Annotated in this window: 21 protein-coding genes; 15 read left to right on the top strand and 6 right to left on the bottom strand. The window is 70.7% G+C overall.

Translation table 11 applies throughout. The features are described from left to right. The first annotated feature begins 165 nt into the window (after positions 1-165). From ABG085_RS03360 to ABG085_RS03350, 3 genes are all read left to right on the top strand, one after another. Positions 166-1,029 (top strand): fused MFS/spermidine synthase, encoded by an 864-nt coding sequence (locus tag ABG085_RS03360; RefSeq protein ID WP_347978030.1) that lies wholly within the window; start codon positions 166-168, stop codon positions 1,027-1,029. Between the two features lie 82 nt (positions 1,030-1,111). Then, on the top strand, positions 1,112-1,639 hold the full coding sequence (locus ABG085_RS03355) for a tetratricopeptide repeat protein (RefSeq protein ID WP_347978029.1): 528 nt from the start codon (positions 1,112-1,114) through the stop codon (positions 1,637-1,639). Between the two features lie 50 nt (positions 1,640-1,689). Further along, entirely contained in the window at positions 1,690-2,181 is a 492-nt protein-coding gene (locus ABG085_RS03350) for a SprT-like domain-containing protein (RefSeq protein WP_163618815.1), read from the top strand. 41 nt (positions 2,182-2,222) lie between these two features. Here the strand turns inward: ABG085_RS03350 and ABG085_RS03345 are convergent, their stop codons facing one another. Continuing rightward, entirely contained in the window at positions 2,223-2,864 is a 642-nt protein-coding gene (locus ABG085_RS03345; protein ID WP_347978028.1) for a 2-phosphosulfolactate phosphatase, read from the bottom strand. An 81-nt stretch (positions 2,865-2,945) separates the two neighbouring features. Here ABG085_RS03345 and ABG085_RS03340 point away from each other — a divergent pair, with 81 nt between their 5' ends. Continuing rightward, entirely contained in the window at positions 2,946-3,515 is a 570-nt protein-coding gene (locus ABG085_RS03340; protein WP_347978027.1) for a hypothetical protein, read from the top strand. A gap of 149 nt (positions 3,516-3,664) precedes the next feature. Here ABG085_RS03340 and ABG085_RS03335 read toward each other — a convergent pair whose 3' ends face one another. Then, complete coding sequence (locus tag ABG085_RS03335) at positions 3,665-4,258, bottom strand: NADPH-dependent FMN reductase (RefSeq protein ID WP_347978026.1); 594 nt, start codon at positions 4,256-4,258, stop codon at positions 3,665-3,667. A gap of 144 nt (positions 4,259-4,402) precedes the next feature. Here ABG085_RS03335 and ABG085_RS03330 point away from each other — a divergent pair, with 144 nt between their 5' ends. After that, a complete protein-coding gene (locus ABG085_RS03330) occupies positions 4,403-6,145 on the top strand; it encodes a hypothetical protein (RefSeq protein ID WP_347978025.1) in 1,743 nt (580 codons plus the stop codon). Further along, a complete protein-coding gene (locus tag ABG085_RS03325) occupies positions 6,142-7,446 on the top strand; it encodes a hypothetical protein (RefSeq protein ID WP_347978024.1) in 1,305 nt (434 codons plus the stop codon). Before ABG085_RS03330 ends, ABG085_RS03325 begins: the two co-directional genes overlap by 4 nt. A 49-nt stretch (positions 7,447-7,495) precedes the next feature. Here ABG085_RS03325 and ABG085_RS03320 read toward each other — a convergent pair whose 3' ends face one another. From ABG085_RS03320 to ABG085_RS03305, 4 genes are all read right to left on the bottom strand, one after another. Continuing rightward, positions 7,496-8,878, bottom strand: a complete 1,383-nt coding sequence (locus tag ABG085_RS03320; RefSeq protein WP_347979272.1) for an FtsX-like permease family protein — start codon at positions 8,876-8,878, stop codon at positions 7,496-7,498. Between the two features lie 98 nt (positions 8,879-8,976). After that, the gene (locus ABG085_RS03315; protein ID WP_347978023.1) at positions 8,977-9,795 is read right to left on the bottom strand and encodes an ABC transporter ATP-binding protein; all 819 of its coding nucleotides are present in this window, start codon (positions 9,793-9,795) and stop codon (positions 8,977-8,979) included. Positions 9,796-10,073: 278 nt separating this feature from the next. Beyond that, positions 10,074-10,727: a response regulator transcription factor gene (locus ABG085_RS03310; RefSeq protein WP_347978022.1), complete on the bottom strand. Its 654-nt coding sequence runs from the start codon at positions 10,725-10,727 to the stop codon at positions 10,074-10,076. Next, positions 10,724-11,941 carry a histidine kinase gene (locus ABG085_RS03305; protein WP_347978021.1) on the bottom strand — a complete coding sequence of 406 codons (1,218 nt, stop codon included), beginning with the start codon at positions 11,939-11,941 and terminating at the stop codon, positions 10,724-10,726. Before ABG085_RS03305 ends, ABG085_RS03310 begins: the two co-directional genes overlap by 4 nt. A 272-nt stretch (positions 11,942-12,213) precedes the next feature. On the opposite strand from ABG085_RS03305, the gene ABG085_RS03300 reads away from it, so the two are divergent. The 9 genes from ABG085_RS03300 to ABG085_RS03260 all read left to right on the top strand — a co-directional run bounded on the left by ABG085_RS03300 (position 12,214) and on the right by ABG085_RS03260 (position 22,660). Next, positions 12,214-13,062 (top strand): nitrilase-related carbon-nitrogen hydrolase, encoded by an 849-nt coding sequence (locus ABG085_RS03300; protein ID WP_347978020.1) that lies wholly within the window; start codon positions 12,214-12,216, stop codon positions 13,060-13,062. 115 nt (positions 13,063-13,177) lie between these two features. Next, the gene (gene hydA / locus ABG085_RS03295; RefSeq protein ID WP_347978019.1) at positions 13,178-14,611 is read left to right on the top strand and encodes a dihydropyrimidinase; all 1,434 of its coding nucleotides are present in this window, start codon (positions 13,178-13,180) and stop codon (positions 14,609-14,611) included. Between the two features lie 121 nt (positions 14,612-14,732). Beyond that, on the top strand, positions 14,733-15,749 hold the full coding sequence (locus tag ABG085_RS03290) for a TIGR03842 family LLM class F420-dependent oxidoreductase (protein ID WP_347978018.1): 1,017 nt from the start codon (positions 14,733-14,735) through the stop codon (positions 15,747-15,749). Between the two features lie 10 nt (positions 15,750-15,759). Next, positions 15,760-16,689 (top strand): ABC transporter permease subunit, encoded by a 930-nt coding sequence (locus ABG085_RS03285; protein ID WP_347978017.1) that lies wholly within the window; start codon positions 15,760-15,762, stop codon positions 16,687-16,689. A gap of 56 nt (positions 16,690-16,745) precedes the next feature. Then, a complete protein-coding gene (locus ABG085_RS03280) occupies positions 16,746-17,522 on the top strand; it encodes an ABC transporter ATP-binding protein (RefSeq protein WP_347978016.1) in 777 nt (258 codons plus the stop codon). Then, positions 17,519-18,352 carry an ABC transporter permease subunit gene (locus ABG085_RS03275; protein WP_347978015.1) on the top strand — a complete coding sequence of 278 codons (834 nt, stop codon included), beginning with the start codon at positions 17,519-17,521 and terminating at the stop codon, positions 18,350-18,352. The genes ABG085_RS03280 and ABG085_RS03275 overlap by 4 nt, the downstream gene beginning before the upstream one ends. A gap of 77 nt (positions 18,353-18,429) precedes the next feature. Then, positions 18,430-19,620 carry an ABC transporter substrate-binding protein gene (locus tag ABG085_RS03270; protein WP_347978014.1) on the top strand — a complete coding sequence of 397 codons (1,191 nt, stop codon included), beginning with the start codon at positions 18,430-18,432 and terminating at the stop codon, positions 19,618-19,620. A 123-nt stretch (positions 19,621-19,743) separates the two neighbouring features. Further along, complete coding sequence (locus ABG085_RS03265) at positions 19,744-21,060, top strand: aspartate aminotransferase family protein (RefSeq protein ID WP_347978013.1); 1,317 nt, start codon at positions 19,744-19,746, stop codon at positions 21,058-21,060. A gap of 67 nt (positions 21,061-21,127) precedes the next feature. Continuing rightward, on the top strand, positions 21,128-22,660 hold the full coding sequence (locus ABG085_RS03260) for a CoA-acylating methylmalonate-semialdehyde dehydrogenase (protein ID WP_347978012.1): 1,533 nt from the start codon (positions 21,128-21,130) through the stop codon (positions 22,658-22,660). Positions 22,661-22,666: the final 6 nt, after the last annotated feature.

Here is a 22,666-nt window from a genome sequence, read left to right as displayed (position 1 = left end):
GGTGTCACGACACGCCGCAACGCTGCGCGGGAGCCGGCCATTCGTGACACCCGAACAGGCCCGGGCACGCTTCAGGTGCCGCGACACGCCGCAACCTCGCCGCGGAACCCACCGATCGTGACACCTGAGCGGGACGCGCGGGCCGGGCGCCGATACCGTGGAGCCATGGCACGCGCGCGGGAAGAGGCATCCGTCCCCTCCGTGCGCCTCTCGGACGGCACCCTCGCCCGCGTGGTGCGCTCGCAGTTCGGCGGCGGGTGGGAGCTCGACGTCGACGGCACCCCGCAGTCGCACGTCGACCTCGACGATCCGACCCATCTGCACTTCGAGTACATCGCGCGCATGGGAGCGGTGATCGACCGGCTGCGGATGCCGGGGCAGCCGCTCACCGCCATCCACCTGGGCGCCGGCGCCCTCACGATCCCCCGCTACGTCGAGGCGACGCGGCCGGGCTCCCGGCAGCAGGTGGTCGAGCTCGAGCCGGCGCTGTGGGACCTCGTGCGCGAGAACCTGCCGCTGCCCCGCGGCGCGTCCATCCGCATGCGGATCGGCGACGCGCGCGCAGCCCTCGGGCGCCTTCCCGCCGGACTCGTCGGCGCCGCCGACCTCATCGTGTCGGACGTGTACTCCGGCGCGCAGACGCCCGCGCACCTCACCACCGTCGAGTTCTTCACCGAGGCCGCCCGCTTCCTCGCCCCCGACGGCGTGCTGCTCGTCAACGTCGCCGACGGCGCGGGGCTCGCGTTCGCCCGCCGCGAGGTCGCGACCGTGCAGGCCGTGCTCGAGCACGTCATCGTGCTCGCCGAGGTGCAGACCCTCAAGGGGCGACGCTTCGGCAACCTCGTGATCGCCGCCTCGCCGGCGCCGCTTCCGACCGAGTGGCTGCCGCGGCTCATGGCGGCCGGGCCTCACCCGGCGAAGGTCGCGGAGGGCCGCGAGCTCGACGACTTCGCGCGCGGTGCGCGGGTCGCCACCGACGCCGATGCCACGCCGTCGCCGAAGCCCTCGGCATCCGTGTTCTCACGCTGACGCGATCCGGCGTGGCACGCCGCCGAGCGCGAGCCTGCCAGGCACACTGGATGGGCCACCGGTTCGGCGAAGGGAGTCAGACGTGAGCTACATCAGCGGGTACGATCCCGATACCCTCCGCGAACGGGTGAATCCCAGCGAGTGCAGAGAGCGGCTCGAAGAGATCGGCGAGCAGCGCAGCCTACCGGCGCTGCTGGAGCGCGTCTGGCTGCTGAAGGTGCTCGACCGCCCCGAGGACGCCCTGGTGGTCTCCGAGCAGTCGGTCCGCGTCGCGCGCATGGCGGGCACCCGCAAGGACCTGCTCCGAGCCCGCATCCTGCACGCCACCGTCCTGCAGGCGCGGGGCGCCTACGCCGCCGCCGAGCAGGAGCTCACGACCTGCGCCGCCGAGGCCGAAGGACAGGGATGGGCCGGCATCGCCGCCTTCGCGCACCAGCATCGGGGCAAGGTCCACTTCGACGCCGGCGACTACGACGCCGCCCGCAAGGACTTCAAGCGCGCACTGTTCCTGCGTCAGGAGTCCGGCGCCACCCAGGACCAGCTCGAGTCCGTGCTCCTCGCGATCGACGCCGCCGACCGGCGCCGTACCGCCGCCACCGTCGCCAGCTGAGGGTGGATGCCGTCGGTCTGAGTGTCGGAGTTATGTTCTAGTCTCGCGTCATGTCGGAACTGCATCGCGTGCGGCATTGGGCCGACGCCCTCATCGCCGCCCACCTCGATCCGTCGTGGACCTTCGCGTTCGACAACGCCAAGCGTCGTGCGGGGCTGTGCGACTACACGCACAAGCGCATCAGCGTGTCGCGCTACCTCGCGGCGCGGTACGACGACGACACCAACCACCAGACGCTGCTGCACGAGGTGGCCCACGCGCTGGCGGGTCCGCGCGCCGGGCACGGGCCGCGCTGGAAAGAGGTCGCGCGGGAGCTCGGCTATGTCGGCGGCACGACCCACCACGGCGAGACGGCGACCGAGCTCGCGCCGTGGATCGGCGTGTGCCCCGCCGGGCACGTCGCCTACCGGCACCGCAAGGCGACGAGGCCGACGTCGTGCGCCAAGTGCGCACCGGGGTTCGACGAGCGCCACGCGTTCACCTGGACCCGGCGCGAGATCACCCGCGCGACGCGCCTCGCCGCGATGACCCCGCGCGACTGAGCCCGCGCCCTGCGCCCGCGGTCCGGCCCGTAGCGTCGCCCTCAGTAGGCGACGAACGAATCGTCGCGGAGAACGGGTACGACGGATGCCGCATCCACCGCAGCGGCGTTCAGCACCTCGTCGCGCGACCCGCGGTCGAGCAGCTCCTGGCCCGAGCCGCTCGCGGTGAGCAGGTGGCGCACGGCGCCGCGCAGCCCGCGGAACGCCTCGCCCGCGGCGGCCGCTTCAGGCGAGGTGTGGTCGATGCCGAGCGCGCCGAGGGCGTCGACGACCGCGCCGGCACCGAGCTGGTCCTCGACGGCGAACCTCAGCGACGCGCCGGTCTCGCGACCGGCCAGCTCGCCGGCGGCGATCACCGCGATGCTCGTCCGCGCGACACGCCGGTGCTGGAGGTCGAGCACCGCACCGGCCACGGCCGAGGCGTTGCGGAGGCAGCCGAGCAGCACCACCGCGCCGGATTCGCGGGCCGCATCCGCCAGCGCCGCGCCGTTGAGGGACACCGCGTGCGCCGAGGCGTCGAGCGGCACGCTCTCGCCCCGGGCGACGGCATCCGTCACCGTCGTCGAGAAGCGCAGCACGTCGACGATCACGACGACATCGGCGGGTGCGAGGCGCCGGAGGCCCTCGACTCCCCAGTCGTGGCGGACCTGATAGCGGCGCTGGTCGAAGGGACTCTCGGGCATCCGTCCAGCGTAGGCCGCGGCATCCGCGATCCGCGCCCGGCCCTGGAAGCTGCGCCGAGCCGGTGACCGTCGCCGAGGCTGATGCGACACTGGAGCATGCGGATCCTGCTGAAGTTCGTGATCGACTGCGACCCCGACGCCGCGTGGCGGGCGGTGCACTCGCCGCGTGCAGTGGCCGAGCTCTACGGGCCGGTGATGGATCTCGCGCCGCTCGTCCCCCGCGGCCTGCCGACGTCGTGGACTCCCGGCGACGACGTGCCCGTGCAGCTGTCGGCGTTCGGCTCGGTGCCGATGGGGCGGCAGCTGATCCACGTCAGCGAGCGGTCGGTCGATGAGCCGGGCGGGCGCGTGCGGGTCTTCCGCGACAGCGGGATCCCGCTGACCGGTCCGCTCGCGAGCCTCGACGTGTGGGATCACCAGATGGCCGTGTCACCGGCGCCGGGGCAGCCCGGCAAGACGCTGTGGCGCGACCGCCTGGTCATCGGCGGCCCGACCGCGCCGCTGCTGTGGCCGGTGCTGTGGGGCATCTGGCAGTGGCGCGCGGCACGTGTGAAGGCGCTCGCCCCGGGCTGGGCGCACGATCCCGAACCCGGCACCGCGGAGGCGGACGCGGGCGCGGGCGCAGGCACGGACGCGGGCGCAGGCGCCTGAGCGGGTGAGCCGCTTTTCGCCCGGAACAGGTGTTCGGGTGTACACAGGCGCGGTTGCGACAGACGGCCCTGCACTCGCCAGAACACCTGTTCTCGGCGAATGGCGGCGGCGAGGGACGGATGCCGCGGGCTGCCGTAGATCAGCGGCTGTCAGGCCTGCGGGATCACGGTGAGCACCCGCGCGGTGTACTCGAGGAACTTCACCATGAACGTGCGGAGGAACTCCTCGGTCTCCGGCACGGTGACCTCGCCGCTGTCTTCGACCAACCCGGACGTGAAGTGGATGTACGCCTCGGGGCTCGTCATCTGCCGCGCATTGAGGAAGCTCAGCGTGCTCCGCAGCGACTGCTGGCCGACGGCCGTGCCGATCTGACCGGCCGACGCGCCGATCACGGCGGTCGGCTTGTCGGACCACGCGTTCTGACCCCAGGGGCGGCTCCCCCAGTCGATGGCGTTCTTCAGCGGACCGGGCAGCGAGCGGTTGTACTCCGGCGTCACGAACAGCAGCGCGTCGGCTGAGCGCACCGCCGCCTTGAAGTCCAGCGCCTCCTGCGGGTAGTCGCTGTCGAGGTCGCGGTTGTACAGCGGCAGATCGCCGTAGCCGATCTCGAAGAACTCGAGCTCGGGTGGCGCAAGGCGCTGCAGCGCCGTGGCCAGACGCCGGTTGATGGATTCGCGTGACAGACTGCCGACGATGACGCCGACGCGGTAGGGCGGTTCGTGCTCCACGATGTCGATCTTCATGGCCTCAGCCTGCACCCGGCCGCCGGCGGGCCGCACGCCCGTATCCGCCCTGAGCATGGCCGCGTATCATCCGCGCGCCGCGACCGCTCTATCGCAGCGGAGCAAACCGCTGCAAGGTGGAGCCGAGGACCCTGGGGGTGCGACATGACCGATGGTGTCGAGTACGCCGAGCCCGCCGACGAGCCCCGCACCCACGTGACACTGCGGCTGATCGCGCAGGACCCCGCGGTCAGCGGCGACGACGGCAGGATTCTGACGGCGCGGGTGAAAGTGCCGTGGTCTCGAATGGAGGACGGGCCGCGCGGAGCGCGGCTGCACGTCGTCGACTACGACTCGGCGACCGGACGCTACATCAAGCACGAGCCTCTGGGCAAGGAGGACATGTTCGCGGATGCCGACGACGAGGTCCTGCGTACGGACCCAGCCTTCCACGCCCAGCACGTGTACGCCACGGCGGCGCGGACTCTTTCCACGTTCGAGACGGCGCTCGGCCGGCGGCTGCCCTGGGGGTTCGGCAGTCACCAGCTCTTCCTCGTGCCGCACGCGTTCGCCGAGGCGAACGCGTACTACTCGTTCGAGGACCGCGCGCTGCTGTTCGGGTATGTGCCGCCCGTCGACCCCCGTGGCGAGGCCGTCTACACCTGCCTCAGCCACGACGTGGTGGTGCACGAGACGACGCACGCCGTGCTCGACGGGCTCCGCCGCCGGTTCCTCGAGCCGAGCCTGCCCGACCAGGCGGCCTTCCACGAAGGCTTCGCCGACATCGTCGCGCTCCTCTCGGTGTTCTCGATCCGTCCGGTCATCGAGCAGGCCCTCGGCAGGCCCGACCGAAGCGGGCGCATCCCGCGCGGCCGAATCCAGCCCGACGCGCTCCGCAGCAGCATGCTCGCCCGCGTTGCGGAGCAGGTCGGCAGCGTGCTGACCCAGGGCCGCGGGGCGCTGCGCGAATCGGCGCTGAATCCGCCGCCCGCCGACTGGGCGAAGCGGCCCGAGTTCCTAGAACCGCACCGGCGTGGCGAGGTGCTGGTCGCCATCGCCTTCGATCTGCTGATCGAGATCTGGCATAAGCGGCTGCAGGCCGTCCTCTCCCGCCCGAACGGTGAGACCGCGAGCGGTCGGGGCATCACGATCGACCGCGCGCGCGCCGCGGAGGAGGGGGCGAGAGCGGCATCCCAGCTGCTCACGATGCTCATCCGCGGTCTGGACTACCTGCCGCCCGTCGAGTTCGACTTCGGCGATCTGCTGAACGCGGTGCTGCTCGCCGACAACGAGGTCGTGCCGGATGACGACTTCGGCTACCGGCAGCTGCTGATGGACGGCTTCGCCAGGGCCGGCATCCAGCGATCGGCCGATCGGGTGACGGATGTCCTCGACGCTGAGCTCGCTCCCCGCTATCTCGGCATCAACTTCGCCGGGCTCCGCAGCGACCGCGACGAGGTCTTCCGGTTCCTGTGGCAGAACGCGCGCCGGCTCGACGTGTCGACGGACTACTACACGGCGATCGAGTCCGTGCTGCCGACGCAGAGGATCGGTCCGGACGGCCTCATCGTGCCCGAGTCGGTTGCCACGTACGTGCAGATGGCCGACATGACCGCGGGTGAGTTCACCGACGAGTCGGGCCTCCAGCTGTCCGCGGGGATCGACCCGCGCACACCCGTGCAGCTTTACGGCGGCGGCACGCTGATCTTCGACCAGTTCGGCCGGCTCAAGCTGCACATCCACAAGCGACTGGACGACTGGCGCCGACAGCAGAGGCGGCTCGACCACCTCGACAGGACCGGGCGCCGCGATACGTCGGCGCGACTCGGTTTCTCGGACGGCGTAGCCCGCGGGCAGACGTTCGCCCAGCTGCACCGCACCCAGCAGAGTTCCGGGGAGACATGGTGAGCACTCCGATCCGCGTCCGCGTCCGCATGTACCAGGTCGGCTTCGGCGACTGCTTCCTGGTGTCGGTCGAATACGACTCGCCGCTGCCGGACGGCCGCGATGTACGCCACATCCTCATCGACTTCGGTACAAGCCATCCTCCCCGGGAGGGCAGGGCTCGCGGCCGCATGGGCGATGTCGCGGCGCTCCTCGAGGAGCACACCGGTGGCGAGCTCGACGTGCTCGTGGTGACCCACCGGCACCGGGACCACCTCCGCGGATTCGAGGTCGACGCCGGCGCGGCCATCCTCAAGCGACTCGCTCCCCGGCTCGTGGTGCGGTCGTGGACGGAAGACCCGCGACTGTCGGCGGACGCGGACGGACCGGCGAGGGCGCCGGACGAAGCGGCCGGCATCAGCCGGGCCTCCGTGAGGTACGCGGCTCTGCTCTCGCAGGCGCAGGCGCAGGTCGCCCGACTCGCCACTCTCGTGGGTCTGGACGACGAGGTCAGGGCGGCGGCAGAGGACCAGCTGAAGAATGCCGAAGCCGTCTCGCTGCTGAACGAGCTCTCGAGCGACGGCCGGGGTCGCTATCTGCACGCGGGCATGGACTCCGGCATCGAGGATGTCGTCCCGGGAGTCGGCGTGACGGTGCTTGGCCCTCCCACCGTCGATCAGGATCCCCGCGTCGCCCAGCAGCGTGAGAACGACCCTGAGTACTGGCTCACCGCGCTGGGAGCCTCGCTGCGTCTGGTGGCGACGACCACCGAGGCCGACCCGCGGGCGCCGATCACCCACGGGCCTGGCCCGGTCCGGTGGCTCATCGACCGGCTCGCGAATCAGCGATCCCACTCGGCCGCGCGGCTGGTGCGCGACCTCGACGACGCGCTCAACAACACCAGCGTCATCCTGCTGCTGGAAGTCGGCGGGGTATCGCTGCTGTTCTCCGGCGATGCGCAGATCGAGAACTGGCGTCACACGCTCGATCAGCTGGGCGACGATGCGGGCCTCCGCGAACGGCTGGCGAGGATCGACCTCTACAAGGTTGGCCACCACGGCAGCCGCAACGCGACGCCGCGGTCACTGCACGCGCTGTGGGGCGCACGCCCGGCTACTCTCCCCCGGCTCGCGGCGGTCATGTCGACGAGGCAGGGTGTCCACGGCACCAACGACAACGCGGTTCCCCAGCAGCGCCTCGTGGACGCGCTCCGCGAGGTCGCCGACCTCTATTCGACCGACGACCTCGACGGCGGGCAGGAGTACCTCGAACTCGTGACGGATGCCGCCCGGGGTCCGTTCCGCCTCGTCCCATCCCAGGAGTGACGGCCCTGCCGCGGCGCGAAGCCCGCGCCGCGGCATCCGACCCCCGGCCTCAGTCGGCGAGCGCCTCGACCGGAGCGACCCGCGTCGCGAGCCGCGTCGGCACGACGGCCGCAACCAGCGTGAGCACCGCCGTCGCCACCACGATGATCGCGACGGGCAGCCACGGCACGGCCGGGGCGACCAGCGTCGGCGCCGAGAACGACGGGGGCATCGGCACCGCGCCGAGGAGCGATTGCGCGCCGGCCCAGCCGTAGGCCGTGCCGAGCACCAGCCCCGTCACGGTGGCGGTGATCGTGATATGCGCGGCCTCCAGCAGCACGAGGCGACGCACCTGGCCCGTCGACACACCCAGCGCGCGCAGCAGTCCGAGCTCGCGACGCCGCTGCACGACGCCGATGGTCAGCAGATTGACGAGACCGACCGCGGCGATCACGGCCGAGACGGCCACGAGGCCCATCATGATGCCGGCGAACGTGTCCATGAGCGTCGTCATGTCGGAGGGCAGCGGACCGTCGGCGGATGCCGCGAACACGGCCTTCTGCGTCTCGAGCGCGACCGCGAACATCGTCACCAGCGTGACGCCCATGACGACCCCGATGGCCATGCGGCTCGAGCGCTCGGGATACCGCAGGGCGTTCTCGGCCGCCAGCCGGGCCGTCGCCGAGCGGCCGAACAGCCTGCCGACGAGCCGCAGCACCGGCGGCATGACGAGCGTCGCGCCGAGCGCGAGGCCGGTGAAGGAGAAGATGCCGCCGAAGAATGCCACGACCACTCCCAGCGGCGACACGAGGCCGATCAGAATCCCGCCCGCGAGCAGCACGCCGCCGATCGCGAACAGGGCGATCGCGACGCCGTTGCGCGCCCCCCTGCGCACCTGCGCGTCGTGGGATGCCTCGACCGAGCCGCCGAGCGCCTGCAACGGCGTGACCGTCAGCACGCGCCGCGACCCCGCCCACGCGGCCGCCCATGTCGTCAGTGCGACGACGCCTGCCGGCACCAGCAGCACCGGCTGCACGACGGCGTAGTCGACATCCTGGATGCCGAGCGCCCACGTCGCCAGCAGCACACCCGCCCACGCGGCCAGCGTGCCGCCGACCAGTCCCAGCACGGCGCCGATCACGCCCACCCCGAGGCCCTGCCGTGCCACCTCGGAGCGCTGCGAGCGCGCGGAGGCGCCGATGAGGCGCAGCAGCGCGATGCGGCGCGTGCGTCCGGCGATGACCGTGGCGAAGGTGTTGGCGGTGACGACGGCGGCGACGTACACGGCGACCCCGATGAGCAGGAAGCTCATGATCGCGAGCACCGCCGCGAGCGTGCCGCTGTCGCCGATGTACGGGTCTGCCCGCAGCAGCGCGGCGATGAACCCCGTGGCGCTGAGCAGGATCGCGCCGAACGCGCTCGAGATCGCGGCGACCAGGATGCTCGCGCCCATGCCCCGCTCCCGCAGCCAGGCGAGCGGCGCGGCCGGGCGTGACGAGGAGGTGACGGATGCCGCAGGCCTCGGCGGGCGCTCCGTCATGGCGACGGAGCTCACGAGGTCACCCCCGCGACCCGGTGGCCGACGGCCGACGAAGCGGGAAGCGGCGCCCCCGCGGTCAGTTCGGACGCGAGCATGTACGCCGAGATCTCCTCGGCGCTCTGGCGCGGCTTGTCGGCGACGATGCGCCCGTCACCGAGGAACAGCACGCGGTCGGCGTGCGAGGCGGCGACCGGGTCGTGCGTGACCATCGCGATCGACTGCCCGTGCTCGCGCGTGGCGGCAGCGAGCAGGGCGAGCACCTCGCGTCCCGAGCGCGAGTCGAGGTTGCCGGTCGGCTCGTCGGCGAACACCAGGTCGGGTGCGGTCGCGAGGGCGCGGGCGATCGCCACGCGCTGCTGCTGCCCGCCCGACAGCTGGTGCGGCCGGTGCCCGAGGCGGCTCGTGAGGCCCAGACGCTCGATCAGGCCGTCGATGCGCGCCCGCTCGAGCGTGGTGGGCCGGCGCCCGTCGAGGTCGAAGGGCAGCAGGATGTTGCCGAGGGCGTCGAGAGTCGGCACGAGGTTGAACGCCTGGAAGACGAAGCCGACCCGACGCCGTCGAAGGATCGTGAGCTCCAGGTCGGAGAGCCCGGTGATGTCGGTGTCGCCGATCCAGGCGCGGCCGGAGCTGGGCGCGTCGAGGCCGGCCATGATGTGCATGAGCGTGGACTTGCCCGAGCCCGACGGGCCCATGATGGCGGTGAACTCGCCGCGGCGGATGCCGACGCTCACCCCATCCAGCGCGTGCACCGTGCTCTCGCCCGTGCCATAGGTCTTGCTGAGCTGCTGCACCCGGGCGGCGAGGCCCAGGTCGGTCGATGAGAGTTCCATGCCTACGACGGTATGGACGACCCCGGGTCCCGCGCGTCGGCCCGGCGAGGCATCCGTGTACATCGCAAGGATGATCCGAGCCGCGCCCCCACCCGCCCCACCCGAGCCGCACCCGACCGCACCCGACCCCGCGCGCCCGGCCCCGCGCCGCTCCACCCCGCTCTCACCGGGCCCCCTGACTCGGTTCACTTGCGCTATACGTACGCCGAATGCGCGCATCCACGTACGTATAGCGCAAGTGAACTGGCGGGCAGCGACGGCGCCACCGAGCGCGGGAGCTACGCCAGGCCGTGCTCGAACGCGAACACGACGAGCTGCACGCGGTCGCGCAGGCCGAGCTTCGTGAGGATGCGGCTGATGTGCGTCTTCACGGTGGCCTCGGAGAGGAACTCGCGCGCCGCGATCTCGGCGTTCGAGAGCCCGCGCGCGGCGAGCGCGAAGATCTCCCGCTCACGGTCGGTGAGGTCGCCGTAGGACGGCGGCACGGGCTGGGGCGCGGCATCCGTGAAGCGCTCGAAGAGCTCGCGGGTGGCGGATGCCGCGATCACGGCGGATCCGGCATGCACCGTGCGGATCGCAGCGAGCAGGAACTCGGGGTCGGCGTCCTTGAGCAGGAACCCGCTCGCCCCCTGACGGATGGCCCGGGCCGCGGCCTCGTCGAGATCGAAGGTCGTGAGCATCACGATGCGCGGGGACGCGACTCCCGGTTCGGGGGTGTCGGCGAGGAGCTCCGAGGTGGCCGCGAGGCCGTCCAGGACGGGCATGCGGATGTCCATGAGCACCACGTCCGGGCGCGAGCGGCGCACCGCGTCGATTCCCTCACGGCCGTCGGCGGCCTCGGCGACGACCTCGAGGTCGGGCTGCGAGTCGATGAGCATGCGGATGCCGGCACGGAACAGCGCCTGGTCGTCGACGAGCGCGACGCGGATCATGCGAGGTCTCCGATCGGGATGTGCGCCCGCACGGTGAAGGCGCCGAATTCGTCGGCCGCATCGAGCCTGCCGCCGGCGAGCTGCGCACGCTCTCGCATGCCGATGAGCCCGTGGCCGAACCTCCCCGGCTGGGTGCCCGGCACGATCGGGTTGCGCACATCGAGCTCGACGCGATCCGGAAGCCAGGCGAGCCGCACGTCGACCGGGCCTCCCGGCGCGCCATGGCGGAGGGCATTCGTCAGCGCCTCCTGCAGGATGCGGTAGACGGCGAGCTGCACGGCGGCCGCCGGCTCCCCCTCGGCCGAAGTGCCCTCGGCCGTCCCGTGCCGCGGCGCGGGATCGACGTCGACCCGCAGCTGCACCCCGGCCGCGCGCACCTGCGCGTAGAGCTCCTCGAGGTCGGCGATCGTCGGCTGCGGCCCGTCGCCCTGGCGGTGTCGCAGCTGACCGAGCAGCAGGCGCACGTCCGCGAGCGCCGAACGGGCGGTGGCCGAGATCGTGGCCAGCGCGTCGGTGGCGACGGCGGGATCCGCCGCGGCCGCGTACCGCGCACCGTCGGCCTGGGCGATCACGACGGCGAGCGAATGCGCCACCACGTCATGCATGTCGCGCGCGATGCGCACCCGCTCCTGCTCGGCGACCGTCTCGGCCTCAGCCCGCTGCTGCGCCTCGCGGTTCTCCCGCGCCCTCACCGCGGTGCGCACCAGGGCGCCCACGGTCCACGACAGCCCCAGGGCGAAGGCGGCCGCGACGAGCAGCACGAGAGCGAGAGGCAGCGTCTCCCACGACAGACCGCCCCCGGCGAACACCGGTCCGGCGAACAGGTAGACCGTGATCACCAGGGCGCCCACGATCGCCGACGCGAAGCCGGACCAGTACACCAGCCGCGACCCGTACGCAGCCGTGGCGTACAGCACGGCGCAGATCGCGACGTCCGAGAAGCTCGGCGGACGACCGAGGCCCATCTGCACCAGGGCGCCGATCCACGCGATGCCGAGGGCGAGCCCCGGCGACAGTCGGCGGAGCGCCAGCGCCGCGCTGAACAGGCCCGCGACGAGCAGCCCGAACACGGTGTGCCCCTCCGAGCCGAATCCGTACTCCACGCCGAACGCGCCTGTCGACATGACCGCCTCGAGCGGCCAGGCGATGAGCAGGAAGACGAGCGCGACGGACAGGTCGGCGACGAGCTGGTACGTCTTCAGGCGGCGGAACACCGTTTCACGTTACGGGAAGCCCTGTGGGGCGGCATCCGCCCGGAGATGTACGACGGATGCCGCGGCATCCGTCCCGCGATCGATTGAAAGGTCTGCCGAACCAACCATTGCGCCGCACGGGGTCAGGCTTTACTGTCGCGTCACAGGCCGAAACCGACGGGAAACGTCGGGTCGACAGGATCGGGGTGCAGGGTCGCCGCGGGAGCGGACCCCGCCGGTCCCACCCGAGGGGCGAGGAACACGGCACGCGCCGGTTCACGAACGGAGAGACGATGACGACGGTACGCGCGGCGATTTCACAGACCACGTGGACGGGCGACAAGGAGTCGATGCTCGACAAGCACGAAGGGTTCGCGCGGGATGCCGCAGCCCAGGGTGCGCAGGTGGTGTGCTTCCAGGAGCTCTTCTACGGGCCCTACTTCGGCATCACCCAGGACAAGAAGTACTACCGCTTCGCCGAGCCGGTCGACGGCCCGATCGTGCAGCGGTTCGCGGCGCTGGCCAAGGAGCTCGGGATCGTGATGGTCCTCCCCATCTACGAGGAGGCCGAGACCGGCGTCTACTACAACACCGCGGTGCTGGTGGATGCCGACGGCACGATCCTCGGCAGCTACCGCAAGCACCACCTGCCGCACCTCGACCGGTTCTGGGAGAAGTTCTACTTCCGCCCCGGCAACCTCGGGTACCCCGTCTTCGAGACCGCCGTCGGGCGCGTCGGCATGTACATCTGCTACGACCGGCACTTCCCCGAAGGATGGCGCGAGCTCGGCCTCGCCGACGCGCACATGGTGTTCAATCCCAACGCCACGAAGCCCGGGCTGTCCAACCGGCTGTGGGAGGTCGAGGGTCCGGCGGCCGCCGTCGCCAACGGCTACTTCGTGCTGCAGCCCAACCGTGTGGGTCGCGAGGACAACGAGTACGGCGACCTCGCGGTCGACTTCTACGGCACCAGCCAGGTGATCGACCCGCGGGGCGACTTCGTCGGCGAGCGCGGCTCCGGCGACCACGAGGAGCTGCTGGTGCGCGACCTCGACCTCGAGATGGTGAGGGAGATGCGCGACGACTGGCAGTTCTACCGCGACCGCCGACCCGACTCGTACACGCGGATCGCGAAGCCGTGACCGATATGCGGTCGTTGAGCGAGCGAGGAACGAGCGAGACGAAACGCCCCGAGCGCACGCATGACGCGTTTCGTCTCGCTTCGCTCGCTCAACGACCGGGATCAAGGGAGATGCAATGACCACCACATTGATCAAGGGCGGGACCGTCGTCTCGGCGACCGGGCGCGGCGAAGCCGACGTGCTCATCGACGGCGAGACCATCGCCGCCGTGCTCGCGCCCGGCTCGCAGCTTCTCGGGACGGATGTCGCGGCATCCGTCGACACCGTCATCGACGCGAGCGGCAAGTACGTCATCCCCGGCGGCATCGACGCGCACACGCACATGGAGCTGCCGTTCGGCGGCACGAACGCGTCCGACACGTTCGAGACCGGCACCCGGGCGGCGGCCTGGGGCGGCACGACGTCGATCATCGACTTCGCGGTGCAGCGCTACGGCGAGCGCGTCCAGGACGGGCTCGCGGCCTGGCACGAGAAGGCCGCGGGCAACTGCGCCATCGACTACGGGTTCCACCAGATCGTCGGCGGCGTCGACGACGACTCGCTCGCCGCGATGCGCGGGCTCCTCGACGAGGGCATCTCGAGCTTCAAGCTCTTCATGGCCTACCCCGGCGTCTTCTACTCCGACGACGCGCAGGTGCTGAAGGCCATGCAGGTGTCGGCCGAGACCGGCCTGCTCACGATGATGCATGCCGAGAACGGCCCGGCGATCGACGTGCTGGCGGCGCAGCTGGCCGAAGCCGGCAAGAAGGCGCCGTACTACCACGGCATCGCACGCGCCTGGCAGATGGAGGAAGAGGCCACCCACCGCGCGATCATGCTGGCGAACCTCACCGGCGCGCCGCTGTACACGGTGCACGTGAGCGCCAAGCAGGCGGTCGATCAGATCGCGTGGGCGCGCGACCAGGGCTGGAACGTGTTCGGCGAGACGTGCCCGCAGTACCTCTACCTGTCGCTCGAGGAGCAGCTCGGCGGCTTCAGTGAGGAGTGGGGGCAGTTCGAGGGCGCCAAGTGGGTGTGCTCGACGCCGCTGCGCAGCAGCAAGGAGGGCCACCAGCACCACATGTGGCAGGCGCTGCGCACCAACGACATCCAGATGGTGTCGACCGACCACTGCCCGTTCTGCATGAAGGGCCAGAAGGAGCTCGGCAAGGACGATTTCCGCGCCATCCCCAACGGCATCGGCTCGGTCGAGCACCGCATGGACCTCATGTACCAGGGCGTCGTGACAGGCAAGATCACGCTGGAGCGGTGGGTGGAGCTCACCTCGACGACCCCGGCCCGCATGTTCGGCCTCTACGGCCGCAAGGGCGTGATCCAGCCGGGCGCGGACGGCGACGTCGTCGTCTACGACCCGAACGGGCACACCAGCATCTCCGCGGCATCCCACCACATGAACATGGACCACTCGGCGTGGGAGGGCTACGAGATCGACGGGCACGTCGACACCGTGATCTCTCGCGGCAAGGTCGTGGTCGACGGCGGACAGTACCTCGGCGCCAAGGGCGACGGCCGCTTCCTCAAGCGCGGCCTCTCGCAGTACCTCATCTGACCATGGCGCGTTTCGTCTCTGCGTTTCGTCTCGCTTCGCTCGCTCAACGACCGGCATCTCCCCCGGTCGTTGAGCGAGCGAGGAACGAGCGAGACGAAACGTCGCGAACCTAGGAGTGACCATGGACTTCGGAGTCGTTCTGCAGACCAATCCGCCGGCTGCGCGCACGGTGCAGCTCGCCCAGCTCGCCGAGGCGCACGGGTTCAGCCACGTGTGGACGTTCGACTCGCACCTGCTGTGGCAGGAGCCCTACGTCATCCACTCCGCGATCCTCGCCGAGACCAAGCGGGTCACGGTGGGGCCGTTCGTGACGAACCCCGCGACGCGCGATTGGACGGTCACGGCATCCGTCTTCGCCACGCTCAACGAGATGTACGGCAACCGCACGATCTGCGGCATCGGCCGCGGTGACTCGGCGGTGCGCGTCACCAACGGCAAACCGGTGACGATGGCCGAGCTGCGGGAGTCGATCCACGTCATCCGCGAGCTCGCGAACTCTCGTGCGGTCGAGTACAAGGGTGCGACGCTGCAGTTCCCGTGGAGCCGGGGCTCCGAGCTCGACGTCTGGGTCGCGGCCTACGGCCCGATGGCGCTGAAGCTCACCGGCGAGGTCGGCGACGGCTTCATCCTGCAGCTCGCCGACGTGGACATCGCCGCCTGGATGATCAAGACCGTGAAGGATGCCGCGGCCGCCGCCGGCCGCGACCCCGAGTCGCTGGCCTTCTGCGTCGCGGCGCCGATGTACATCGGCGACGACCGCGACCACATGCGGGACCAGTGCCGCTGGTTCGGCGGGATGGTCGGCAACCACGTCGCCGACATCGTCGCGAAGTACGGCGAGCATGGCGCCGTTCCCGAGGCGCTGACCGACTACATCGCGGGCCGCCAGGGGTACGACTACAACACCCACGGCAAGGCCGACAACGACCACGTGGACTTCGTGCCCGACGAGATCGTGGAGCGCTTCTGCATCCTCGGCACCGCCGACGAGCACATCGCCAAGCTCGAGCAGCTGCGAGAGCTCGGCGTCACGCAGTTCGCCGGCTACCTGCAGCACGACAACAAGGAGGAGACGCTGCGCGTCTACGGCGAGACCGTGATCCCCGCGCTCCAGACCCACGTGGCCGCGAAGAAGTGAGGGCTGCGGCATGAGACCGATCGGCTGGTCGGCCCGAAGGCAGGGAGAGCTCCGCGGCTGGATCGCCGCGGGCTGGGGAGCTCTCGGCGTGCTCGCCGTGCTCGTGCTGTGGGAGCTGTACAAGTTCCTGGGCCCGAGCGACGGATTCGTGGTCGGGGCGGTGGCGGGCGAGTCGGGGTCGGGCGTCATGATCCTGCCGCGCGCCCACGACCGGGCGATGCCGCACATCTGGGACATGGTCGCCCGCCTGTTCGCACCGACGAGCGGCGGCGACACCCCGCCACTGTGGGTCTCGGTCGCCGGTGCCGCGCTCCTGACGCTCGGCATCGCGGCCGTCGGCTGGCTGATCGGCGTCGCCGTCGGTGCGGTGCTCGGACTCGTGATGCAGCGCTGGCGCCTCCTGGAGTGGGGCCTGCTCCCCTGGATCGTGGTCAGCCAGATCGTGCCGCTCATCGCGTTCGCCCCGGTCGTCAACGCGATCGGCAATCAGATCGACCGCGGCGGCGGCACGTGGCCGCAGTGGCTGTCGGTCGCCGTGATCGCGTCGTATCTCGCGTTCTTCCCCGTGGCCGTCGGCGTGCTCCGCGGTCTCGCCTCGCCGGATCGCATCCATCTCGACCTCATGAACAGCTACGCCGCGGGCTACTGGCCGACGCTTCTCCGCCTGCGGCTGCCCGCCGCGGTGCCGCACCTGCTGCCGGCGCTCCGGCTCGCCGCCGCGAACGCCGTGCTCGGCGCGGTCGTCGCCGAGGTCTCGATCGGCATGCGCGGCGGCATCGGACGCATGCTCATCCAGCTTGCCGGCCAGGCCTCGAGCGACCCCGCCGCGCCGTGGGGGCCGACGTTCGGCTCGATCGCCCTCGGCCTCATCGCCGCCGGCTCGGTCGCGCTGATCGGCCTCGGACTCGCCAACTACCGCAGAGGAGAGGCCACCGCATGACATCGAGACCGGTTGCTGCCCTTCGACAAGCTCAGGGGCCGGATACGACGTGGGCCGTGCACGCAGCCGGAGTCGGGAAGGTGTTCCCGACGAAGACCGGGGAGGTCGTCGCGCTCACCGAGGTCGAGCTCGAGGTCGCCGCGGGCGAGTTCGTCTCGCTCATCGGACCCTCGGGCTGCGGCAAGTCCACGCTGCTGCGCCTGATCGCCGACCTCGACCAGGCCACCACCGGCACCCTCGAGATCTTCGGCAAGCCCGCCAAGCGCGCCCGCATCGACCAGGACTACGGCATCGCCTTCCAGCAGTCAGGGCTCCTGCCGTGGCGCACGGTGGCCGCCAACATCGGACTGCCGCTCGAGCTGCACGGCACCGGCAAGGCCGAGCGGGCGACCCGCGTCGCCGAGCTCGCCGAGCTGGTCGGTCTCTCGGACTTCGTCGATCGGTACCCCGACCAGCTGTCGGGCGGGATGCAGCAGCGCGTCGCCATCGCGCGCGCACTCGCCGCGCGACCGAAGCTCCTGCTCATGGACGAGCCGTTCGGCGCGCTCGACGAGATGACCCGCGAGCGGCTGCAGTCCGAGCTCACGCGCATCGCGGGCGAGACGTCCGCCGCCGTGGTGTTCGTCACGCACTCGATCCCGGAGGCCGTCTTCCTGTCCGACCGCGTCGTCGTCATGAGCCCCCGTCCCGGCCGCATCACCGACGTCATCGAGACGGGTCTCGGCGATCGGCGCGACGAGGCGCTGCGCGAGTCCCCGGCGTTCTTCGACCGCGTGACCGCCGTCCGCGAGGCGCTGCACGGCTCCCCGGTCGCGAGAGCGAGTGAGTCATGACGGATGCCGCGACCACGATGCTGCCCGCCCCGACCACGCCGGCGGGCGCGGCGGCGGGGCCCGGCGAGCGTGAGCTTCCGGGCTGGCTGCGATGGGTGGCACCCGTCGTGGTCGGCATCCTGATCCTCGCCGTCTGGATCTTCTGGGTCGACGTGCTCGGCACCGCCCCGCGCATGCTGCCGAGCCCGATCGCGATCGCCGAGGAATTCGTCCGGCGGTTCCCGATCATCCTCGAGGACATGTCCATCACCGCCACGAACGCCCTCATCGGCCTGGTCGTGGGTTCCCTCCTCGCCCTCGTCTTCGCGGGGCTCGCCGCGGCCGCGCGGCCGATCGACGGCATGCTGGCGCCTCTGGTGTCGGCCCTCGCGGTCATTCCGATCGTCGCCATCACCCCGATCCTCAACACGATGTTCGGCGCGTCGAGTCAATTCGGACGCCAGGCGGTCGCGACGATCGCGGCCTTCATCCCGGTGTTCGTCAACGTGCTCCGCGGCCTCCGCCAGACCCGCCCCGTGCACCGCGACGTGCTGCGCTCGTCCGCGGCATCCGGCTTCCAGACGTTCCGGGTGCTCACCCTGCCCACTGCCCTCCCCTACCTCATGACGGGCCTGCGCATCGCGAGCTCGCTGGCCGTGATCGCCGCGCTGGTGGCCGAGTACTTCGGCGGTCCCGCCGACGGCATCGGCACCGCCATCGCGACCTACGCCAAATCCGGGCGGGCCGCCCTCGCCTGGGCGTACGTCCTCGGGGGCATCATCATCGGCCTCGTGTTCTTCCTCGTGACCTCGCTCCTCGAGCGGCTGGCGACGAGGCGGTCGCCGGGCTGACCGGCGATGCACCACCGGTTGGCAAGCCTGTCGAACCACGACCACCAAGAAAAGACGCACCACACGAAAGGAACGCAATGAGACACAGCAACTCACGCAGCCCGGGCATCCGACGCGCGCTGGCCGCGGCATCCGTCGCGACAGTCGCGGCCCTCGCGCTCGCAGCCTGTTCCGGAGCGAGCGACGACGACGGCGGCGACACCGGTGAGGACTTCGAGCCGCTCACATCGATCAAGCTGCAGCTGCAGTGGCTGCCGCAGGCGCAGTTCGCCGGCTACTACGTCGCCCAGGAGCAGGGCTACTTCGAAGAGGAGGGCTTCGACGAGGTCGAGATCATCCCGTCGGGAGGCGACATCGTCCCGCAGGACGCCCTCGTCGCCGGCGATGTGGACTTCGCCATCGCGTGGGTCCCCAAAGTCCTCGGAACCCTGGAGGCGACCGGCGTCGAGCTCACCGACATCGCTCAGGTCTTCCAGGAGTCGGGCACTCTGCAGGTGTCGTGGAAGGGCGACGGCATCACGTCCGTCGCCGACTTCGAGGGCAAGCGGATCGGCTCGTGGGGCTTCGGCAACGAGTGGGAGATCTTCGCGGCCATGGCGGCGGAGGACCTCGACGCCACGACGGTGTCGATCACGACGCAGGACTTCTCGATGAACGCTCTGCTCGACCGCGACGTCGACGCCGCTCAGGCGATGACCTACAACGAGTGGGCGCAGATCCTCGAGGTCGTGAACCCCGAGACCGGCGAGCTCTACCAGCCCGACGACTTCGATGTCATCTCGTACGAGGAGACCGAGGGCGCGATGCTGCAGGACGCCATCTGGGCGGACACGCAGCGCCTGGAGGAGGACGAGGCCTACGCCGACGCGGCGGTCCGGTTCCTGAAGGCCGTCACCAAGGGCTGGATCTACGCGCGCGACAACCCCGAAGAGGCCGCGACGATCGTCTACGACATCGCCTCCAACGCCGAGGCCGCGTTCCCCGTGGGTCCCGTGCACCAGCTGTGGCAGATGAACGAGGTCAACAAGCTCATCTGGACGGGCGCCGACTTCGGCCTGGTCGACGAGGCCGCGTGGGACAAGACGGTCGCGGGTGCGCTGTCGGCCAAGAACCAGGACGACCTCGAGCTCATCACCACCGAGCCCGCCGACTCCGCCTACTCGAACGAGTACATCGAGCAGGCCCTCGCCGAGCTCGAGGAGGAAGGCGTCGAGGTCGGCGGCGAATACACACCGATCGAGGTCACCCTCACCGAGGGCGGCCAGTAGGTCACGACGCGTTTCGTCTCGCTCGTTCCTCGCTCGCTCAACGACCGGAGTATCGGTCGTTGAGCGAGCGAAGCGAGACGAAACGCCCTTGACCAACGAGAGGACACAGGGAAGCGTGGCCGCATGACCGAAGACCTCGACGCCCTCGCGAAGGAGCTCGACCGCGAGCACGTGTTCCACTCCTGGTCCGCGCAGGCGGGGCTCGACCTCCCCGTCATCGCCGGCGGCTCCGGAACGGTGGTGTGGGACCACGCGGGCCGGCGCATGCTCGACTTCTCCAGCCAGCTGGTCAACGTCAACATCGGGCACCAGCATCCTGCCGTCGTCGCGGCCATCCGCGCGCAGGCCGACGAGCTCGCCACCATCGGCCCCGCGACCGCCAACCTCGCCCGCGGGCGCGCGGCGCAGCGCATCCTGGGCAAGGCGCCCGACGGCTTCGCGAAGGTCTTCTTCACCAACGGCGGCGCCGACGCGATCGAGAACGCCATCCGCATGGCCCGACTTCACACCGGCCGCGACACCGTCCTGTCGACGTACCGGTCGTACCACGGCAACACCGGCGCCGCGATCGTCGCGACCGGCGACTGGCGACGGATGCCGAACCAGTTCGCCCGCGGACACGTGCACTTCTTCGGCCCCTACCTGTACCGCTCCGAGTTCTGGGCGGGCACCCCGGAGGAGGAGTCCGAGCGGGCGCTGCACCACCTCGAGCGCGTCATCCAGTCGGAGGGGCCCTCGACGATCGCCGCGCTGCTGCTCGAGTCGGTTCCGGGCACCGCCGGGATCCTGCTCCCGCCGCCGGGCTATCTCGCCGGTGTGCGCGCGCTGGCCGACAAGTACGGCATCGTGCTCATCCTCGACGAGGTCATGGCCGGTTTCGGCCGCACCGGACGCTGGTTCGCCTTCCAGGGCTACGACGTCGTGCCCGATCTCATCACCTTCGCGAAGGGCGTGAACTCGGGATACGTCCCGGTGGGCGGCGTGATCATCTCCGAGGCGATCTCGGCGACGTTCGACGACCGGGTGTTCCCCGGCGGGCTCACCTACTCCGGGCATCCGCTGGCGGCGGCATCCATCATCGCCTCCATCGACGCGATGGAGTCCGAGGGCATCGTCGACAACGCCCGCCGCGTGGGCGAGGACGCGATCGGTCCGGGGCTGCGCGACCTCGCGGCACGGCATCCGCTCATCGGCGAGGTGCGGGGAGAGGGCGTCTTCTGGGCGCTGGAGCTCGTCTCGGACCGCGGGACGCGCGAGCCGGCGGGCGCCGACGTCATCGGTCGGCTCAAGAAGGCGCTCACCTCACGGGGCCTGCTGCCGTTCGCGGCCGACAACCGCATCCACGTCGTGCCGCCCTGCGTCGTCACCGACGGGGAGGTGCAGGAGGCGATCGCGATCTACGATGAAGCCCTGACGAGCGTCGAAGACGACCTCTTCTGACGCGTGCATCCCGCACTGCTGGGCGATCACGAATCGCTCAGGCGGATTCCAAAGGAGGAACACGACAATGACGGACACGATGGAGCACACCGAGACGGTGGATGCCGACACGGCTGTCCTGGATCACTGGGTGAACGGCGCCCCCTGGGCGGGGTCATCCGATCGCACCGGACAGGTGTTCAACCCGGCACTCGGCATCGTGCAGAAGCAGGTGCGGTTCGCCTCGCGGGCCGATGTGGGCGAAGCGGTCGACGCCGCGTCGGCGGCGTGGGCGCTCTGGCGCGACGCGTCGATCGCCAAGCGCCAGGCGGTGCTGTTCAACTTCCGCGAGCTGCTCAACCAGCGCAAGCAGGAGGTCGCCGAGATCCTCACCGCCGAGCACGGCAAGGTGCTCTCGGACGCGCTGGGTGAGATCGCCCGCGGCATGGAGGTCGTCGAGTTCGCGTGCGGGGTGGGGCACCTCACCAAGGGCGCGTACTCCGAGAACGTCTCGACCGGCATCGACGTCTACACGCTCCGCCAGCCGCTGGGCGTCGTGGGCATCATCAGCCCCTTCAACTTCCCCGCGATGGTTCCCCTGTGGTTCTTCTCCGTGGCCCTCGCCGCCGGCAACGCCGTGGTGCTGAAGCCGAGCGAGAAGGACCCGACCGCCGCGAACTGGATGGCTGCGCTGCTGACCGAGGCAGGGCTGCCAGAGGGCGTCTTCAACGTCGTCCACGGCGACAAGGAGGCCGTCGACGCGCTGCTCGAGCACCCCGACGTGCGCGGGATCTCGTTCGTCGGCTCGACGCCCATCGCCAAGTACGTCTACGAGACGGCGACGGCGCACGGCAAGCGCGTGCAGGCGTTCGGCGGAGCGAAGAACCACATGCTGGTGCTTCCGGATGCCGACCTCGACCTCGCCGCGGACGCCGCCGTGAACGCGGGCTTCGGCTCGGCGGGCGAGCGCTGCATGGCGATCTCGGTCGTGCTGGCGGTCGACACGGTCGCCGACGAGTTCGTGGCCAAGGTGTCGGAGCGGATGAAGACGCTCCGCACCGGAGACGGCATGCGCGGATGCGACATGGGGCCGCTCATCACCGGGCAGCATCGCGACAAGGTGACCTCGTACATCGATGTGGCGGCCTCCGACGGCGCGTCGGTGGTCGTCGACGGTCGCGACGTCGACATCGACGGCGACCCGAACGGCTTCTGGCTCGGCCCGACGCTCATCGACAACGTGCCGACGACCTCGTCGGTGTACGCGGATGAGGTGTTCGGACCGGTGCTGTCCGTGGTGCGGGTCGAGGGCTACGAGGACGGCCTCGACATCATCAACTCGAGCCCGTACGGCAACGGCACGGCCATCTTCACGAACGACGGCGGCGCGGCCCGGCGCTTCCAGCACGAGGCGACGGTGGGCATGATCGGCATCAACGTGCCGATCCCCGTGCCCGTGGCGTACCACTCGTTCGGCGGCTGGAAGGCCTCGCACTTCGGTGACACGAAGGCGTACGGCCCCCACGCCTTCGAGTTCTTCACCGCCGAGAAGGCCGTCACGTCACGCTGGCTCGACCCGTCGCACGGAGGGATCAACCTGGGCTTCCCGCAGCACGACTGAGCGCGC

This window comes from Microbacterium sp. ProA8, assembly GCF_039905635.1.
In the GTDB taxonomy this organism is placed as follows: domain Bacteria; phylum Actinomycetota; class Actinomycetes; order Actinomycetales; family Microbacteriaceae; genus Microbacterium; species Microbacterium chionoecetis.
Note: the sequence above shows the minus strand (reverse complement) of the source record. Positions and strands in the feature narration are given on the sequence as shown.